19 protein-coding genes and 1 tRNA gene are annotated in these 16,486 nt (G+C 44.4%); 9 read left to right on the top strand and 11 right to left on the bottom strand.

The window, feature by feature from the left end; translation table 11 throughout:
- Nucleotides 1–186: 186 nt before the first annotated feature.
- Nucleotides 187–3,624 (bottom strand): PAS domain S-box protein, encoded by a 3,438-nt coding sequence (locus tag H585_RS22300; protein WP_161628438.1) that lies wholly within the window; start codon nt 3,622–3,624, stop codon nt 187–189.
- 616 nt (nt 3,625–4,240) lie between these two features.
- On the opposite strand from H585_RS22300, the gene H585_RS0119350 reads away from it, so the two are divergent.
- A tRNA-Thr gene (locus tag H585_RS0119350) sits at nt 4,241–4,316 on the top strand.
- A 200-nt stretch (nt 4,317–4,516) separates the two neighbouring features.
- Nucleotides 4,517–4,942: a hypothetical protein gene (locus H585_RS21855; RefSeq protein ID WP_051183233.1), complete on the top strand. Its 426-nt coding sequence runs from the start codon at nt 4,517–4,519 to the stop codon at nt 4,940–4,942.
- Between the two features lie 27 nt (nt 4,943–4,969).
- Here H585_RS21855 and H585_RS0119360 read toward each other — a convergent pair whose 3' ends face one another.
- A complete protein-coding gene (locus tag H585_RS0119360; protein ID WP_027369045.1) occupies nt 4,970–5,650 on the bottom strand; it encodes a hypothetical protein in 681 nt (226 codons plus the stop codon).
- A gap of 488 nt (nt 5,651–6,138) precedes the next feature.
- Here H585_RS0119360 and H585_RS0119370 point away from each other — a divergent pair, with 488 nt between their 5' ends.
- Entirely contained in the window at nt 6,139–7,494 is a 1,356-nt protein-coding gene (locus H585_RS0119370; protein WP_027369047.1) for a KAP family P-loop NTPase fold protein, read from the top strand.
- A 79-nt stretch (nt 7,495–7,573) separates the two neighbouring features.
- Here the strand turns inward: H585_RS0119370 and H585_RS0119375 are convergent, their stop codons facing one another.
- Nucleotides 7,574–7,948, bottom strand: coding sequence for a hypothetical protein (locus H585_RS0119375; RefSeq protein ID WP_027369048.1), 375 nt, complete (start codon nt 7,946–7,948; stop codon nt 7,574–7,576).
- A 54-nt stretch (nt 7,949–8,002) separates the two neighbouring features.
- Entirely contained in the window at nt 8,003–8,647 is a 645-nt protein-coding gene (locus H585_RS23175; protein WP_138708221.1) for a hypothetical protein, read from the bottom strand.
- Between the two features lie 125 nt (nt 8,648–8,772).
- Here H585_RS23175 and H585_RS0119385 point away from each other — a divergent pair, with 125 nt between their 5' ends.
- The 6 genes from H585_RS0119385 (at nt 8,773) to H585_RS0119415 (ending at nt 11,592) form a co-directional block, all read left to right on the top strand.
- Nucleotides 8,773–8,976 (top strand): hypothetical protein, encoded by a 204-nt coding sequence (locus tag H585_RS0119385; protein ID WP_027369050.1) that lies wholly within the window; start codon nt 8,773–8,775, stop codon nt 8,974–8,976.
- 2 nt (nt 8,977–8,978) lie between these two features.
- Nucleotides 8,979–9,527: a hypothetical protein gene (locus H585_RS21860; protein WP_051183235.1), complete on the top strand. Its 549-nt coding sequence runs from the start codon at nt 8,979–8,981 to the stop codon at nt 9,525–9,527.
- 165 nt (nt 9,528–9,692) lie between these two features.
- Nucleotides 9,693–10,052: a hypothetical protein gene (locus tag H585_RS0119400; RefSeq protein ID WP_027369051.1), complete on the top strand. Its 360-nt coding sequence runs from the start codon at nt 9,693–9,695 to the stop codon at nt 10,050–10,052.
- Nucleotides 10,045–10,188 carry a ribbon-helix-helix protein, CopG family gene (locus H585_RS23330; protein ID WP_154658864.1) on the top strand — a complete coding sequence of 48 codons (144 nt, stop codon included), beginning with the start codon at nt 10,045–10,047 and terminating at the stop codon, nt 10,186–10,188. The genes H585_RS0119400 and H585_RS23330 overlap by 8 nt, the downstream gene beginning before the upstream one ends.
- A gap of 234 nt (nt 10,189–10,422) precedes the next feature.
- The gene (locus H585_RS0119410; protein WP_027369052.1) at nt 10,423–10,974 is read left to right on the top strand and encodes a site-specific integrase; all 552 of its coding nucleotides are present in this window, start codon (nt 10,423–10,425) and stop codon (nt 10,972–10,974) included.
- 3 nt (nt 10,975–10,977) lie between these two features.
- A complete protein-coding gene (locus H585_RS0119415; RefSeq protein ID WP_027369053.1) occupies nt 10,978–11,592 on the top strand; it encodes a hypothetical protein in 615 nt (204 codons plus the stop codon).
- 8 nt (nt 11,593–11,600) lie between these two features.
- On the opposite strand, the gene H585_RS23180 is transcribed toward H585_RS0119415, so the two are convergent.
- The 7 genes from H585_RS23180 to H585_RS0119445 form a co-directional block, all read right to left on the bottom strand.
- Complete coding sequence (locus H585_RS23180) at nt 11,601–11,780, bottom strand: ribbon-helix-helix domain-containing protein (RefSeq protein ID WP_138708222.1); 180 nt, start codon at nt 11,778–11,780, stop codon at nt 11,601–11,603.
- Between the two features lie 2 nt (nt 11,781–11,782).
- Nucleotides 11,783–12,109, bottom strand: coding sequence for a hypothetical protein (locus H585_RS0119420; RefSeq protein WP_034628590.1), 327 nt, complete (start codon nt 12,107–12,109; stop codon nt 11,783–11,785).
- Nucleotides 12,110–13,147: 1,038 nt separating this feature from the next.
- Nucleotides 13,148–13,900 (bottom strand): hypothetical protein, encoded by a 753-nt coding sequence (locus H585_RS0119430; protein ID WP_138708223.1) that lies wholly within the window; start codon nt 13,898–13,900, stop codon nt 13,148–13,150.
- 97 nt (nt 13,901–13,997) lie between these two features.
- A complete protein-coding gene (locus H585_RS0119435) occupies nt 13,998–14,186 on the bottom strand; it encodes a hypothetical protein (protein WP_027369056.1) in 189 nt (62 codons plus the stop codon).
- Nucleotides 14,187–14,317: 131 nt separating this feature from the next.
- Nucleotides 14,318–14,470, bottom strand: a complete 153-nt coding sequence (locus tag H585_RS23335) for a hypothetical protein (RefSeq protein ID WP_154658865.1) — start codon at nt 14,468–14,470, stop codon at nt 14,318–14,320.
- A 162-nt stretch (nt 14,471–14,632) separates the two neighbouring features.
- Entirely contained in the window at nt 14,633–14,899 is a 267-nt protein-coding gene (locus tag H585_RS0119440; RefSeq protein ID WP_027369057.1) for a hypothetical protein, read from the bottom strand.
- Between the two features lie 165 nt (nt 14,900–15,064).
- Nucleotides 15,065–16,342: a tyrosine-type recombinase/integrase gene (locus H585_RS0119445; protein WP_027369058.1), complete on the bottom strand. Its 1,278-nt coding sequence runs from the start codon at nt 16,340–16,342 to the stop codon at nt 15,065–15,067.
- Nucleotides 16,343–16,486: the final 144 nt, after the last annotated feature.

Consider the following 16,486-nt stretch of genomic DNA (forward strand, 5'->3'; position numbering starts at 1 on the left):
ATTCAGGGCATCCAGGGCCAGCCGTCTTTTTTCTTCCGATGCTATTGGCATGCAGACCAGCTAACAACGCTCACTAGAATTGCAAGTTGCTTTAAAAGCAATATGCTCTAAGACCAAAATTTTCCAATTCTTGTCTACCTTGATACCCTATTCTCCAAGAGACCGAAGTCTAAGGGCAGGTGAACGTTATCCGCTCTCACGTGCCTGATCCATCCGAGCCAGCACGCGATCCAGTTCCTCCATGTCGATGGGCTTGGATAGGTAGTCGTCCATGCCTGCAACCAGAAAGCGTTCCCTGTCGCCTTCAAGGGCGTAGGCCGTCAGGGCCACGATGGGCACCCTGGGATCACCAGCCTCGCCCGCACGGATGCGCCGAGTGGCTTCCTCGCCGCCCATCTCGGGCATTTGGACATCCATGAGCACGAGGTCGAAAGGCTCCTTGGCGAGTGCCTCCAAAGCCTCCTTTCCTGTCGAGACCCCTGTGACGGAGTTTCCCCTTTTCTTGAGCAGTTCCTTGGCTAGGTGCATATTTATCGCATTGTCCTCGGCCAAGAGGACTCGCAAGCCTTGTCTTGGCAAGGCAAGGGCTGGCGTGATCAGGCCCGGAGCCTCTGTGATCTGCTCTTTGGTCAGGCCAAAGTTCGCTGTAAACGAGAAGGTCGAACCGATGCCCATCTCGCTACGGGCCTGAATCGTGCCTCCCATCAGCTCCACGAGATGCTTGGAGATGGACAGCCCAAGTCCCGTCCCCCCGTATTTGACGTGCGCCGAACTGTCGACCTGGGCGAAGCTATCGAAAATGGTACTGAGCTTGTCAGCTGGTATACCGATGCCTTCATCCGCGACCTCAAAGCTGATGGTGGCCTGCTCGGATGAAAGCGTCCCGCCATCCAAACCGACAGAAACGCGCACCCAACCCTTGTGCGAGAACTTGACCGCGTTGCCTACAAGGTTGGTGAGCACTTGCCTGAGCCGCCCCCTGTCGCCCATGAGGGCATCAGGGACATCTGGAGCGACTTGGAGGGACACTTTCAAACCCTTTCCTTGGGCGACGACGTCCAAAGGCTTCAGGGTCGCCTCAAGACTCTCACGCAGGCTGAAGGGCTTTTTCTCCAGCATGACCTTGCCAGCCTCGATCTTGGAGAGGTCGAGGATGTCGTTGATGATGTCGAGCAAGGTAAGACCGGACCTCTTGACCATCTGCAGGTATTCACGGGCCTTCGGTTCTTCCACGGTAATGAGCGCCAACTCGGTCAGGCCGATGACCCCGTTCATCGGAGTTCTGATCTCGTGGCTCATGTTGGCCAGGAACTCGGACTTGGCACGGTTGGCCTGTTCAGCTTCAATTCTGGCTGAAAGGTGCTGCAGCCCAAGGGAGGCCACGCCCGCGAGCTGTCCCAGCAAAGTCTCATCTTCGGCTGTAAATGTACCGTCTGTCTTGGTGGAAACGCTGATGAGTCCCTCAGGCTTTCCTTGTGTATTGGTCAGAGCGGCGATGAGCAAACCGCGCAGGGGCGGATGATCACTAGCCAGGTTCCATTCGCGAGGAGTCTCCGGCAGCTCCATTTCGCTTAGGCGTATTATGCCTGGGTTGCGGCTATCAAACAGCTTTTTGAAAATGCCGCCACAATGCCCGCTCAGGTGCTCGGAGTTTGGGAATCGTGCTATTGCATGCGGGGAATGCACTGCGAAATCGAAGCGCTTATCGGCCACCTGGTAGCCGCTTGCCGCCACCCGAGCGTTCGTAACTATCTGGGCCGCCTTGGCCACGGTCGTGAGGAGTCCTTCTATAGTCTGTTCGGCCAGGATATCCTTGGTCGCGATTATAAGCTTGTTCTGAAGGTTGAGTGAGCGTAGGCGGGCTTTCTCGGCCTGCTTGCGTTCGGTGATGTCGCGGATGACCATGCTGGTCAGGGTCCTGTCTTGGGCACCTTGGTAAAGCCCAGAGGACATCTCGGCTTCGAAGTGGCTTCCATCACTTCGTCGATACCGCAGTTCGCCACGCGTACGTCCGGTGCGGACGCGCTCCTCCAAGAGAATGGGCAGGCGAGGATCAGAAGTGTCGACAAGGCCTTCGCGGCCAGCAGCGATGATTTCCTGTTCAGTTAGACCAAACATGTCCTGAGCTGCCCGATTGGCAGCCAGGATGGACCCGTCAGGAGCAGTCAGGAGCACGGCGTCCATGCTTGCCTCGAAGAAGGCCCGCAGGCGCTCCTCACGGTCTACCAAGGCGTCCTCGGCCTGCTTGCGATCAGAGATATCCTCGACCGCGCCGATGAGGCCGACGGGCTGGCCAGCCGAATTGTAATCCAGTGAGACGGCCAGGGTAGCCCAGACAAGGGAATTATCCTTGCGGATATAGCGTTTTTCCAGAGAATACGAGTTGGTTTTGCCTGCCAGGAGCTGCCGTATGAGGGGCAGTTCCCTCTCCAGATCATCAGGATGGGTGAGATCCTCATACCGTAGATTGAGAAGCTCGTCCCTGGAGTAGCCCAGGATGTCGCAAAGCTTCTGATTCACCTGAAGCAGGCGATTGTCCAGTTTTGCCCTAGCCAGTCCCACGGCCGCCTGCTCGAAAACGGATTGGTATCTGGCCTCCTGCTCACGCAGCACGGTAATGTCGCGACACGACACAAGCACGCTGTCGATCTGGCCATTGGAGCTACGTTCAGGCATGCAGCGGCAGTGAAAGACCTGTCTGCCGCTCTCCGTCTGCCGCACGAACTCCGCCGTCTTCTCCACGCCTTCGCTCAAGGTCTTGTGCAGGATGGTTTCCAGACCGGCAAAACCGGCATCATCAATTCCAGCCTCGGGTAGGGAACGGCCAATGTAGGATCTTGCGGGCTGGCCGAACGCGGATTCGATGGCCGGATTGGCGTAGGTGCAGCGTAGGTCTTGATCGAAGCGGACGATGACGTCAGGGGAATTCTCTACAAGCAGTCTGTACCCGGCATCGGCTTGTAAAAAAGATCGTATGGCGTCCGCGACGCTCCGATGGCCCTGCCCGGACTCCCGGTAAGCTGCGACCACGCCTGCGAGTATGTAACCGAATCCGAGGATTTGGCTGATTCTACCAAGCCAGCTAAGAGGAGTGCCCACAGCATGCATAAGGCTGTAGCAAATCATGCCGGTCATGATGAGCACGAGTCCAAGCAGGAACCAGTAGCCGAAAGCCGAGCGATTGCGCTTGTACACGGAGTATTGGTCTTTCACCGCGACGACAAAAAGGATCAGGGCGGTCGAAAGTACAAGTCGGCGGATGCCCGTTGGCCCCTCTCCCTGGATAAAGAAGGTTGGCAGGTTGCCGCTTAGACTTGCCCCGTAGACGAGCAAGGGAAGCAGAAACATGCTTGCGTAGACCAATACCAGTAAAAAGCGTTTTGCTTTTCCCCGAGTATTGCGACCGGCGGTCCGCAGGCTTAGGTGTGTGCTCATGGCGCAGCTAGCGGCAAAGGCAAGCGTGCTCACGTTGTTTATCTTTACGATGTCATCGGCTCCAAGCCCAAAGATCGAATGGAAACCCGTCAGCAGGCTGGCCATGCCGAAGGCGACCATGCCGCTGCCAAGCGCAAGGGCGCTTGCCAATCTCTGAATCAGGTAAATCCTGGCGGAAAGGATGGCCACGAGCGCGCATGGCACAATGATGAACAGGAGGGTGGCTGCCGGTAGGAGGTAAGGCGGCTCAATAATACGCCGAGAATCTTGTAGCGTTAGCAAGGCCATGAGGACTGGCATCGCGATCGCAGCGAGTAGGGCCAAGCGCCTGGAAATTCTCGCCCCAGGGGCGGCTTGCATGTTGACCGACTCCTTTATTCTTATCATAGGCGGTATTAGTCAGCCCCCATGATCCAAGAGGGTTGCGATGATCCTGATGAGTAGGAACAAGTGATCTTGCGGAGTCAGCGCATTACACGGGTTTTGTCAATTATATTTGAATGCGGCAAAACAATCCGCGGTAGCTTAGGGTGATGCAATTAGTGACACTAAGCATCTCTGATGTAGAATCAAGATTGAGGGGGCGAGGCTTTTGCACGCCAGGCACTTAGAGCAATTAACAAAACCTCTTACGTATCTGAGCGTGATGAGGCTTTGCTAGTCGCTCTTATCAGGGGCTGTTTTTTGTCCGCATTTTGTCCGCAAGGATGCGGACAAGTCACGCTAAATTCAGTTATTTTCAGGCAGTCAGGTTTTACCCTTGACCACCCGTCACCGCCTGATATAAAAGGCCCTTCGCGAGTTCGCCAGCGTAGCTCAGTTGGTAGAGCAGCTGATTCGTAATCAGCAGGTCCGGAGTTCAAATCTCCGCGCTGGCTCCAAAAAAAACAGGGACTTACACATCTGCCGGTAAGTCCCTTTTTTCATGGGTGAGCAAAAAGTGAGCAAAGTGGGGCAAAAAGCCTCGCTGGAATAGAGGGTTGGGAGATTGTCCCAGCCCTTTTGTTTTTGGATCACTGAACTGTAAAATTTTGGTAACGTGAGAAGTCCTGACCCATCCCTGAACCTCGGGAAGATGCTTATGAGTGAATGGATTGCGTTGGAGAAGGCAGCAAAGGACTACTTCGAGAACAACCTTGGTATTGATCTTCAAAGCCCGTTTCCCATTCTGATCAATGTCCCTGGTCGAACTCCCCAAATCCACAGGTTTGATGCGGGTTCACATGAGCATCAGATAGCGATTGAGTGCAAATGTCATCAGTGGGTAAGGGGTAAGGCGTTGCCCCCGGCGAAATTCTCCAACTGGAATGAGGCTATGCACCTTTTCAACTGCCTTCCTGAGGGTTTCCGCAAAGTCTTTTGTGTGATGAGGTGCTTACAAGAGGGTTCAGGCAAGGCGTTATCCGCTCTCTATATTGAAAGAAATGGTCACCTGATACCAAGTGATGTTGAAATATATGAGGGTGAGAAAAACCCGGTAAACTGGTCTTTTTCAAGAGTCTTGTAGTCGTCAATTCCGCTACAATTCTTTGATTTACTTATCAGTCTTTTTTCTTTGACAGTTTTTCATCATTTCTTGAAAATGCTCTTTGAAATTTGGGTAAAAGTTGTCGCGAATATTATGGAGAATTCTTACAACAAAATCGTTGAAATTCTTCATTGTGTATTCGTCTGAATTCAACTCACTTTCATCAGTAATGTGGATATGAATATTATTACGTAGTCTTCTGCATTTATCAATCATCTTGACGTCATCTCTGTCCCAATGCAAAACTTCAAGCCTTCGAAACTCATTTATAACTTTAAGTAAGTCTTTTGCATCGAACTTTATTGAGCGGTACTTGCATTCGGTAATTGGACATTTCCCATCTCCATCACAATAATCATTCAAATTCTTCATGCACCCTCTTATCAGTGCCTCAATGATAGTATATAGGTTGATGATTTGGTACTTGTAAAAAATGCTTTGAACTGAAAGACCGATATCAAATCTATTGGCAATGAAGTTTAAAAAGTCACCATATTGAAAAGCATAAGTTATATTCTGTTTCAGCAGTTTGTCCTTTACAAGAGGGTATATGCTATAAGCTGCATTGAAGTAGTCAGTGGTACGTATATAACCAGTAGGCAAACGTATTCTATCCTTCTTGGAGAGAATCATTTGAGAAACCGGCGGATTGAAACCAGCTTCCCTTTGTAGTTTCTCGATTTCCATTAGCGTTTCAGAACAGGAATAACAAAGTTCCATCAGCTTCTTTTGGTGCCCATTCACGATGCCACCCTCAGCTTGCGTTAAATTATACCAAAAATAGCTGCCGTAAGTTTTTCCGCGTCCGCATTGTCCTTTATGAGTTTGAGAGCTTCATGCGGCATCAGACGAAGAAAGTCTTCAAACTTCTCCCGGCTTACCCCCGCCCTCTTCCACAGGCGCAAAGCCTCGTAGCGTTTTCGCGAGTACCCAAGGATAGCCCAGGGTTTTTCTAGTTGTAGCTTGCTAATCGTCATTCTGTATGTGTCCACTGAGACTTACGATTGACAACAATCAATAGTTTTGCTTGTCTTTTAAAGTAAATCAGGCACATCTAGATATATTTGCTGCGAGAGTACGAATCCGTCAAGCGTCTTAGCTCATGCTTGGACTTTTTCCAGGATGAAACTATCGGTCCACCAAGCGGCATCAGCGACTAATTGGAGGTATTCAATATGAAGCTATTTCCCCCTGAAATTGAAGTGGGTGAAGATGAAGGCTTTGAGCCCTCCAAAGATATTTTCAAGCGCAAAGAATATGGTGAATATCTAGCTCGCCTTTTTTCAGTGGTCGAAGACCCGATGGTCGTTGTTTTGGATGAGCCTTGGGGAAGCGGTAAGACAACGTTCGTAAAGATGCTAGCGGGACATCTCCGGAATGAGAGCTTTCCTGTGATCTACTATGATGCTTTCGCTAATGACTACAATGATGACGCTTTTATCAGTATAACCGGTGAAGTAATGTCGTTGGCTGACAAATTGAAGACGGAGCTGGATAGTCGAAAGGAAAGGTTTTTGGATGCCGCAACATCTCTTGCCAAGAAGGTCTTGCCTATACTTGGTAAAGCTGCTGTAAAAGCTGCTACATGTAATATAATTACCGACAAGAATTTTGAAGATGTATCAAAAGCTATGTCAGATTCCTTTGCAAACCTTGCAGAAACTGAGTTACGCTCGTTTATAGCCCAGTATGGAAAAAACAAAGAGTTGGTGAGCGAGTTTAAAAACTCTCTTACAAGTTTAGCAATGATGCTAAGAGAGTCAAAGGCTTCTGAGAAGCCTCTTGTTTTCATCATTGATGAGCTGGATAGATGTAAACCGCCTTTTGCATTAAGTCTCCTGGAAAGGATAAAGCATTTTTATTCTATCAAAGGCATTCATTTCCTGCTTGTCGCAGATATGAGACAACTTGAAAACTCGGTGATGTACAGCTATGGATCTTCAATAGATTCAAAGAGATATCTTCAAAAATTCTACAATCTTGTCGAAAGATTTCCCTCAAAGGATGAACGTAGGCAAAGTGACGTAAGAACCTTCTTAACTAACGTTTATGAGGGCTTGCCAGATGATTCCCAGGATGGTGAATATAAAAATCAAATTATAGAGACTCTTGAAGCAATTTCGTTGCAGAAAGGGTTTACACTTAGGACAGTGGAGAAAATTTCTTCCCATGTCGCGTTGCTACTGTTGAAAACTAATCATAACACACTTAGGATTTCCACCATAATGACTTGCCTCTGCGCATTAAAGGTGGAGCAGCCCAGTTTGTATGAGCGTGCGCAAAAGAAGCTTATCAGCTTTGAAGAATTGGACGATTACTTCAAATTTAACTTGTGGAGAACAGATGAACACAGCATAAAATTTGCTGTTGACTGGTGGAAGTTCTGTGTTCTTCCCTCATTGGAGGGCGACAACGAGGAACTTAATGATTTTTCAAAACATCTGCATCGATATGGCATCAGAAACAGGAAAGATATAATTCCAGTGCTTTGTCGGCTTCTGGATGGAACAAAATTTGTTTCAGACAAGTAGATACTGAAAGTTAACACTCAGGGCACTCATATCCTTTGGAGAATAGGGCTCCTGAAATAGCCAGGAGCCCCTTTGAAACCTATTCCTGCTCCTGGCACTGCTTCTGGCTCTCTTCCTGCTGTTCATCATCCATCACGTCGCCAAACCTCATGAACTGGTGCAGGCGTCCGCCTTCTTCATCCATGAGTTTCATAAAATCCTCGGCGAGCTTCAATTCCTGATAATCTACCAACCCTTGCTCCAACTCTTTTATAAGCCCAACGGCAAGCATTCCCCCCGCAACATGTTCAGGAGAAACCCCATAGAATTCAGCATAGTTGGTTATGACTTCTTGAAGTTTATCACTTATCAAAACGGTGATGGTTCCATTTGGAAATTGCTTTATTCCGTGTAGAATATCAGCACCTTGGGTAAGTGTAAATTCGATTACTTCTTTATCTGTCTTTTTTATCATAAAAATCTCCTTTATATTTTCAAATATTTACTATCAGCAGCCCGCTATCATTGACTATCCTGCTTTTCCATCTCCGCATGAGAGGATTTCAGCAAGCAACTTTTCCACATATTGAACAGTGATAGGCTTGCCGTTCTCAGCATAGAAGCCTTTTTCATTCAACACACTTGCTATTTTGTCTGGCTCCATTGGTAGCAGTGGCTCTATTTCCAGCATGATAAGTCTTCGGTGTGTCTTCTTTGCAACAAGGTCATTTGGGTCAAGAAGCCCATGGAAATCCAGGAGAAACTTTACCTTGTAGACCATCCATTTTCCACCAAGCGGAGCGGGGATGTTCCTTGAATTGAGGATGTCTGCAATATCATTTGGATGATGAACAGCAAGTTCTCTCGCAACGTTTCCCAAGACGGCGAGGATACGATTTTCCTTTGAGCCCATAAGTGAAATACCCTTGGATAATGAGGTTTCAAGATGATGTTTCAAAGGTGAGCATTTATCACATAGGGAATGTAATTGGTTCTTTGATTTTACATCATCACTTCCAGGCGCATTACATATGCAGCATTTGTTGACTTTGCTTGATGCTGTTGGTTTCCATCCTCTTGATGTAAAACGCTGCTCATAATAGTCTTTCTGCTGTTCATACAGCTCATCATCCCATTCTGACCATTTTCCGTTTCCATATTCTGTTGGTAGCATTTTTTTTCTCCATCAAATCTGAATTTCACTCCTGTATTTATTCAATAGTAATCAACAAAATTATAAAAATGTGTGTCGTTTGAGCACACTTTTATAAATAGTACAGACTGGAATGGAGGACGTAAATGTTACAAGATGTTATCGCTGAAAAAATTTATACTCATATATTGAATGATGTTGAGTTCAAGTATCTGAGAAATGTTCTTACAAATATAGCAGTTGATGAAGATGCAAAAAATAAAACACGTGAATATATTACACGGACATTCAAAAAAATCTCATTGATGGCGGCAGAGCAAGCAATCAGAAATATAAAAGGAGAAAAGTAATAATGGCGTTACTTTTGGAATATAGCACTGACTACGGAGTGACCGTCAAAGGGGATAACCTCTTTATTGAGGGAGTTTTCGCAAAAGCGATGGTCAAGAATGAGAACAGCAGAGTTTACCCAATTGCGCTACTTGAACGTGAAGTGAGTAAACTACTTCCGAAAATTGAAAATAAACAGTTATTTGGACAGCTGAATCATCCGGAAGAACCCCAAATTGACCTTTCAAGGGTCGCAATCCGAATTGATGAACTATTTTGGGTCAAGAATGAATTATTTGGAAAAGCAAAAGTGCTGGATACGCCAATGGGTGAGATTGCAAAAACTCTGGTAAGAGAAGGACAAATTGGCATCTCTTCTCGTGGCATTGGAACTGTTGGTGCTGATGGAATTGTCAGAGACAACTATCAATTGATTACATTTGATTTGGTTGCTGACCCTTCCACAACTGAAATGGTCAGTTGCGTTCATGAAAGCATTCGAAGAGATGATAGTTTTGAGAAAATGATGAAAATTTGGATACAGAAGACAAGGGAGTTGAACAACAAATGAAATTTCTGAAATACATTTATAAGACTGAAACTACTGAACAACTCAATAAGCATAATGATAACTTCAATTCACTTTTGAAAAAGTCACGGTGCAAAGTAGAGAAATCTGAGTATAAGAAAATTATCGAAATGATTCAAAATATGTTGGCTGAGAGGAAGTAGAACTATGCAAAATTTACACATATATCTTGTAGAATTTCAACTTCGTTCACTATATCCAGGTCAGTTTGCAAATCCTGACAAATTTGAGATGATGACTGCGAACATAGTTGCAATCAGCGCAGAGGACGCGATGAACGTTGTTGCTGAATACTATGGCAATAGGCTTTTCAAAATTATTGATGCTCGTGTTATAAACAGCGTTGACGCACTCGGTTATGGGGTTATCAGTAGAGTTGTGATTGATAACTACCAATCAGTAAAAGCCAAGGCGCTCCATCAATACAGAGATATGCATGGCTCCCGTGGGCTTGAAAAAGGTGAAAAGTCCATGCTGCTGGAAAAGTTGGGGATTGAAAATGCGTAGACAGCAGGAGCGAGTTACGGTCTACCTACCCAAATGGCACATTGAAGTCCTCAAAGAGCAGTCGAGCCGCGAAAAGATCAGCATGAGCGCCCATATACGGCGCTTGCTGGCTCGCGTGGAGACCAAGAAGGTATAAATAAGTCACTATGGTCATGTATGGGTAAGGGCGGGCTCTCCTGTTGGGAGGCTCGCCCTTATCTTTTCCTGAATGTCAATTTATACAGAGAAATTGACATTCATAATTTTACGTCATGATTTCAAATGCTTAGCCAGCATGTTGAATTGACTTGATTTTTGAATATCAAGTATGTATAAATAGAGTCAGCAAACTTGACATTCATCCCGTACGGGAGACCAGGAGAATAAAGAAATGATAGTGGAACCAATCACCAGCCTTGACGCAATCGAGACAATCAAGAAGATGTTGAGTCCTCGGGATAAGTTGCTGTTCGTCGTGGGAATCAACAACGGGCTCCGGATCGGTGACTTGCTCCGACTCAAAGTGGATGACCTGGACGGCAAGAAAGTTGGCGAGTGCGTGTCCCTGGTGGAAGAGAAGACCGGAAAGCCCAATGTCCTTATGGTCAACAAGACGGTTTTCAAGGTTTTCAAAGAGTACAAGGAAGCCTGCAATCCCCTTCCGGGAGATTTCTTGTTCCAGTCCAGGAAGGGAAAGAATCAACCTTTGAGCGTCGAGGCGTGTAACCGGATGGTCAAGTCCTGGTGTAAGGCTGTTGGGCTCAAAGGGAATTTTGGGACACACACCTTGCGCAAAACGTGGGGATGGGTTCAGCACTCGCAGTTTGGTACTTCATCGGAAATCATTTGCAGACGCTATAACCATTCGAGCCCCCGTATCACAATGACTTATCTCGGAATTACGAGTAGGGATGTGGAAAATGTATTGCTCAGGGAGATATAAGCAATGGAGTCCCACTACATCCACTGGGAATTCTTCAAGGCGATAGAGGAGGATTTCAAGAAGTGCTCACGCTACATAGCATTTGATGAGAGAAATCTACAAACCTACTCAATTGAGTTATCAAGGCTCATCATAGATTGTGGCTCATATATCGACACATTGATGAAAGATTTATGCTGTTGCTTGGAACCTCAGGTTGAAAGAAAAGATTATGATAATATCAAAACATGGCATGCCCCAATCAAGGGACATTTATCACATTTTTTTGATCTTGAAATTCACATGCCCTCAAATGGTATGGTGTTCACTCCTTGGAAAGAATGGAAACAGGTTGAAGATAAAATTCAAAGTCCTTTCTGGTGGAAGTATGGCTACAACCAGATAAAGCATCATCGTAGCAATAACTTTGAGGCTGCATGTCTGAAAAACGCTCTTGAATGTGCCGCAGGTCTTTTGGTGCTGATTATGTGTTATAGTGTGCATGTAAGTAATCCAAAGCCATGTTTTGATGTCAGTCAGCATAAGGTCTTTATACCAAAAAATTTGGTTCCAACATTCTTTGCTCCGGTGACTTTGTTCTGTGAATATGAGACCATTGAAGAGTTTTATATCTTTTGAGTATAAGTTCAGCCTCGAAGCATTTTAATTTTTTCAGTCTCATACCGCGAACAATAGTCAATAATCATCCGACGCAACAATTGGCTGATTGTCATTCCACGGTCACTTGCCATGACCATCAAACGTGTTTTGATTTCAGGAGTAAGGTAGGTTTCTGCTTTCTCTTTGAAAACTGTTCTTTTCGTCATTGTTATATCCAATCAAGTGAAGTCTTATTATTTCCAAAATCTTCTTTTCGTTGAAGAGCTGTTTCAGCAATCTTCTCTCTCATCCATTGTTCACCAATTGTCATTTGAACTCTTGTTGATATCATATCAACAAATCCCCTGTGGTAAATGCTGATAATGTGATACGTTTCAACTTTGGCTTCAAGAGAGAGAACCTTTTCAAGTTTCTCATTGATATCTTCGCGGTCAATGGCGATGAGTGACCACTTGTGTCTTTCAGGTGTGGACTTGTTTTGATCTTTCAGCATCAACTCAACCTCAATATCAAAAACAGATAACTTTTTCATCATATTCCTCCAATCGTCATTACTACGCATATTTATCAAATGACTGTGAAAGAATGTAAATGAATGTAAATTCAATATTGGTCATTATTGCATCTGGATTTCTCAATACCAATCTTGGAAATATAACAACATAATCAATGGTATAGTATGTAAACAAGAATCATCAACTTTCAATCAATGGTAATTTTCATCAATGTTTACAATATATTTTCCCCTGGTAGGTAAGAGATAGTCTGACATATGAATAACAGTGGGTAAAGGTTCAACATGAAGAAATTACAGTCCCTTGAAATGATCTACGCGCATAGCGCGTGAACATGTCCAGGGGAATATCAAACGGATCACGTCCACGAGTCACCTAACGCCGTTTTTACCCCCTATGGGGAATCAACGGGAGTTGGGCAGGGTCAGTGTCTCAAACGACATTGTGAGCCATCTGAGAGCCCCAAGTTATGAGGTTCGCGCCATGCGCGAGTATCAAAGGGATGGTGATCAAGAGACAAGGTAACCAATGGAACTTTCAGGAGTGATTTCAAAAAATTATCACGCGACATCAATGCATCTGTGATTCCAGGTGGATATAAGACCTTTTTTGAAATCAAAGATGATTGAATGATAGTAATTCAATCTCTCCTGAAACCTGAGCGAAGCGAAAAGCGCTATTTTTAATTTTTCTTATCTATAAGAACTATCTATAACTATCTATCAGGTCGAGTTATCCCAGCAGTACCAACGAAAATTCGGCGGCTGACCCCTCACGGTGAGGGCATCCCCCCTCATCATGAGGGCATCCCCCTCATGATGAGGGCAAATGTACTCATGGTGAGTATAAAACCCCTCACCGTGAGGGGGTCATGAAGCACAATTTCAACATAAACCATGTCCAGAATGAAAAGCATTGATGGATAAAGGAAAATTATCTGCCATTCGTTGAACATCAAAAAATGAAAAACCCCTCACGGTGAGGGGTTTCATAAAAATGTTGGCGTAACAAAAGGGATATAACGTACTCATCGTGAGGGTGTATTAGCGTGAAACATTCTACTGCTTCTTTTTCTTTTCCTCGGCAATTCGGAGTCTTGTAAGTCTCTCTTTCACTCCAAGCTCAATTGCATGTTGGTTCACTTTCCATGTGTCCCAATGTATATTGATCGCATATTCATCATTATATTCAATGAGCATGTTCTTTTCGCATAAATTTTTCAATGTTCTTTTGATATTCCTGTTTGTGATACCTGTGTATTCTGAAATTTCTTTATTCTTTCTTGGGTAGAACTGCCGAAAAGAATTATATCCCATCTGAAAGTTGTAGAAATACTCAAATAGCGGTCTTTCCGCTGAACCAAGCTCAGCCCTCATCAAAACCACGTACATTTCAATCGGCATTTGGCGGTAATGCTTATAGCACTGTGATTTGAAGTCCATAGGTATGGTATCTGGCTCTTCCTGATCTTCCTGATTTTCTTCTTGGTTCTCCTCGGGCTCTCCATCTGGCTTGGGTTCAGGCTCAACTTGAACCGCCTTGGCTTGCCTGGGCTCCTGTCTCGGGCTCTCTTGCTTGGTTTCTCTCTTGGGCTCCTGGCTGGGCTCCTGCTCTCCTTCACCGTCCAGGCTGTTCAAAGACGCTTGCAATTCCTGATCTATAAACTGTCCATTCCTGTATTCAAGCCCATACCCCTGTAATTCCTGATAAAGACTTTCTATTTTTTGTTTTTGCATCTTGTTCGGATTCGCTGCTCTCGACAGACTGTTGTAAACCCTCACTTTATTTTCAATAACATAATTCATTTTCAAAAATCCTCCATAATTTTTACTTTACCTTGGAGGATGTCTGATGTAGTATCACATTACAACATCTTTGGTGCTACATCAGTTATCCTCTCAAAAGGCACTACTCGAAAAGTAGTGCCTTTTCTTTATCCAACTCTTCACGAATAACTTTCATCTCTCTTTCTACCCGTTCGTTTGTCTGTTCTTTGGTCATGCTGAACATTGCGTATAAATCGCCGTATAACTTCATTCTCAACTTCAATAAGTCCATTTTCTGATCTGGCGTGAGTCTGCTGTTCCATCTCTTCATTTGAAATCTCCTTTTTGTTTCGTTTACATAAAGGAGACTCGCTGTTACCTTATAAATAGATTTGAGAACAGCGAAGTCTCCTTTTTGATGGCGTTCCTTTTTGGTAGGGGGAGCGCCATTTTTTATTGTCCCTATTGATGTTCTTTGATCGTTTTTGCTACGTAATCTCTTACAAATTCAGAAAAAGGAAGATTGTACTTCTTCAAGACTGAGTCAATTTCTTTTGCCTGACTTGTGGTGAGCATAACATTTTTCATTACGCTGAATCTTTCTTTTACTTGCATTGATGGACCTCCATGTGCATAAATATTTCAATCATACATATATTTATATAAATCATACTACGATGTAAACCTTCCTCATTTCTCTTTTGTGCATCATTGGAAATGAGAAAGGGGTACAACCATTGCTGGTCATACCCCTCTGTGATTGGTTGATTACACTGCTTATTCCGCGAAGTCAGGAACCTCATATTCATCCGGTCCGTACTCCGACCCGTATTCGTAGACTTCCTGCTTTATGATTTCAATCATGTTCTCATCGGTGTGAACATCCGTCCCACGTCCAGTATCCTTGTACTCGATGTCGTTATTTTCCCCATCTGAATGAACATTGTGTCGAATCGTGGCGGCATAAAGCCAATACTCTGACTTTGGGATAGTAAATTTCAGAGTAACTTCAATCTCTTCATCTTCCATATCATATTCAATCATATAATCCTCCAAGATTGTTTTTATACTTTGAAAGTATAGATCATAAATTCATTCATTTGTCAACAATATTCATTTTTGATGAAATTGCATCATCAAAAAACAAAGAACGGACCAAGATACATTCCCTGGTCCGCTCTCTTTTGGGCTCTCAAAAAAGAAAAATGACTACTTCGTCTCTTTCAGCAACTCCAAAACGTTGAGTTTTATTCTCAACTCATTGATTTCTCGGTCAATCTCTTCCACGTTGGCTTCCATTTTTCGTTGCAGGATGATTTCTTCTCTCTTTTTCTCGGAGGCATTGAAAGCCTTGACCGCGTCATGGTCACGAAAATGCCCATATCGCAATTCAATCATCTTGGTGTCCACGTGACCCATTGCCCGAGCGATGAAGGGGAGAGGAATATCAGGTCGTTTTGCCATGTCTTGTGCAAATTTATGACGACAGTGGTACAATGTATAATCATTTTTTATCTTACATACTTTCAAGCATGCCTTGAAAGATTTTCTTATGTTCAATATCCTATTCCCATTATCATCAACAAATATATAATCATTTTGTCTCTTTTTGATCTTGTCCCTTTGATGGAGTGCTTCCAGGATTTTTACTGCCCTGTCCACAAGTGGAACGTTTCTATGTTGTGGTGTCTTTTTTTTGGATTTCATCGCCCGAATGAGGATGGTTTGTTTATTCCAGTCCACATCAGACCAAATCAAGTTGTTCAATTCTTGTGGATACCTCAATCCAGTGAGCAACAAAAACCTTATCATTTGAGCATAGTATAAATTTTCTTCGTCAAAATATGCAAGTATCTGATCTCTTTCACTATCCGACATTGGTTCGGATCGAATGTTTTCTTCAAGGTAAGCAACTTTTGGGCATGGTTTATCAACCAATTGGTGCTCATGGACTTGTGCATAACGCAAGATTGCGACAAGTAATTGTGCTTCTCTGTTCAATAAACAATTTGAAACTTCTGTAAATTTTCTACCAGTGATGACCTTGCCATTACGTTTATATTGCTGAACCTGCTTTGTCTTGTGCGTCTTGTAGTAACCACGCCTCCATTTTATGTAATCGTTCACGTCTTTTTGAATAAAGTCATTGACATCCTTGGTTTTATACCTCTCAATCAGGTATGTTGAATGATGTTTATACATTGCATATGTCTTTGCTTTGACCCTATCTTTCTTGAAGTCCAAAAATTTCTTGACGCATGTTGTAAAATCAAGCGGCTTTGCAATCCTCTTTCCTGAAATAATATCATTATATACTTTGGTTACAAATCGTGCTGCTTGCTTTTCATCCGAAGTTTTGCATGAACCCTTGTGAGCCTTGCCTTTATGATCCGTGAAATAGTAGTAGATTTTATCACTTTTCCCGTCGCCACGACGAAAGAGGGTGATTGGGTAGTCTTCCAACTTGCGCAGGGTGACTTGTGACATGGTGTCTCCGGGTGAGCAAAAAGTGAGCAAAATTTTCGACAAAACTGTCCTGGAACCCTTTGTAAATCAAGGTCTCCCAGGTGAGCAAGAGGTGAGTTCCAGACCTGAATTTTTTATTGATTTTTTATCTGAAAAAATTATAAT

The organism is Desulfocurvibacter africanus subsp. africanus DSM 2603 (genome assembly GCF_000422545.1).
In the GTDB taxonomy this organism is placed as follows: Bacteria; Desulfobacterota; Desulfovibrionia; order Desulfovibrionales; family Desulfovibrionaceae; genus Desulfocurvibacter; species Desulfocurvibacter africanus.

Coding starts and splice junctions, on each gene's coding strand:
- H585_RS21855 (WP_051183233.1), top strand. CDS start 4,517: ATGAGTGAATGGATTGCGTTGGAGAAGGCAGCAAAGGACTACTTCGAG.
- H585_RS0119360 (WP_027369045.1), bottom strand. CDS start 5,650: ATGGAAATCGAGAAACTACAAAGGGAAGCTGGTTTCAATCCGCCGGTT.
- H585_RS0119370 (WP_027369047.1), top strand. CDS start 6,139: ATGAAGCTATTTCCCCCTGAAATTGAAGTGGGTGAAGATGAAGGCTTT.
- H585_RS0119375 (WP_027369048.1), bottom strand. CDS start 7,948: ATGATAAAAAAGACAGATAAAGAAGTAATCGAATTTACACTTACCCAA.
- H585_RS23175 (WP_138708221.1), bottom strand. CDS start 8,647: ATGCTACCAACAGAATATGGAAACGGAAAATGGTCAGAATGGGATGAT.
- H585_RS0119385 (WP_027369050.1), top strand. CDS start 8,773: ATGTTACAAGATGTTATCGCTGAAAAAATTTATACTCATATATTGAAT.
- H585_RS21860 (WP_051183235.1), top strand. CDS start 8,979: ATGGCGTTACTTTTGGAATATAGCACTGACTACGGAGTGACCGTCAAA.
- H585_RS0119400 (WP_027369051.1), top strand. CDS start 9,693: ATGCAAAATTTACACATATATCTTGTAGAATTTCAACTTCGTTCACTA.
- H585_RS23330 (WP_154658864.1), top strand. CDS start 10,045: ATGCGTAGACAGCAGGAGCGAGTTACGGTCTACCTACCCAAATGGCAC.
- H585_RS0119410 (WP_027369052.1), top strand. CDS start 10,423: ATGATAGTGGAACCAATCACCAGCCTTGACGCAATCGAGACAATCAAG.
- H585_RS0119415 (WP_027369053.1), top strand. CDS start 10,978: ATGGAGTCCCACTACATCCACTGGGAATTCTTCAAGGCGATAGAGGAG.
- H585_RS23180 (WP_138708222.1), bottom strand. CDS start 11,780: ATGACGAAAAGAACAGTTTTCAAAGAGAAAGCAGAAACCTACCTTACT.
- H585_RS0119420 (WP_034628590.1), bottom strand. CDS start 12,109: ATGATGAAAAAGTTATCTGTTTTTGATATTGAGGTTGAGTTGATGCTG.
- H585_RS0119435 (WP_027369056.1), bottom strand. CDS start 14,186: ATGAAGAGATGGAACAGCAGACTCACGCCAGATCAGAAAATGGACTTA.
- H585_RS23335 (WP_154658865.1), bottom strand. CDS start 14,470: ATGCAAGTAAAAGAAAGATTCAGCGTAATGAAAAATGTTATGCTCACC.
- H585_RS0119440 (WP_027369057.1), bottom strand. CDS start 14,899: ATGATTGAATATGATATGGAAGATGAAGAGATTGAAGTTACTCTGAAA.
- H585_RS0119445 (WP_027369058.1), bottom strand. CDS start 16,342: ATGTCACAAGTCACCCTGCGCAAGTTGGAAGACTACCCAATCACCCTC.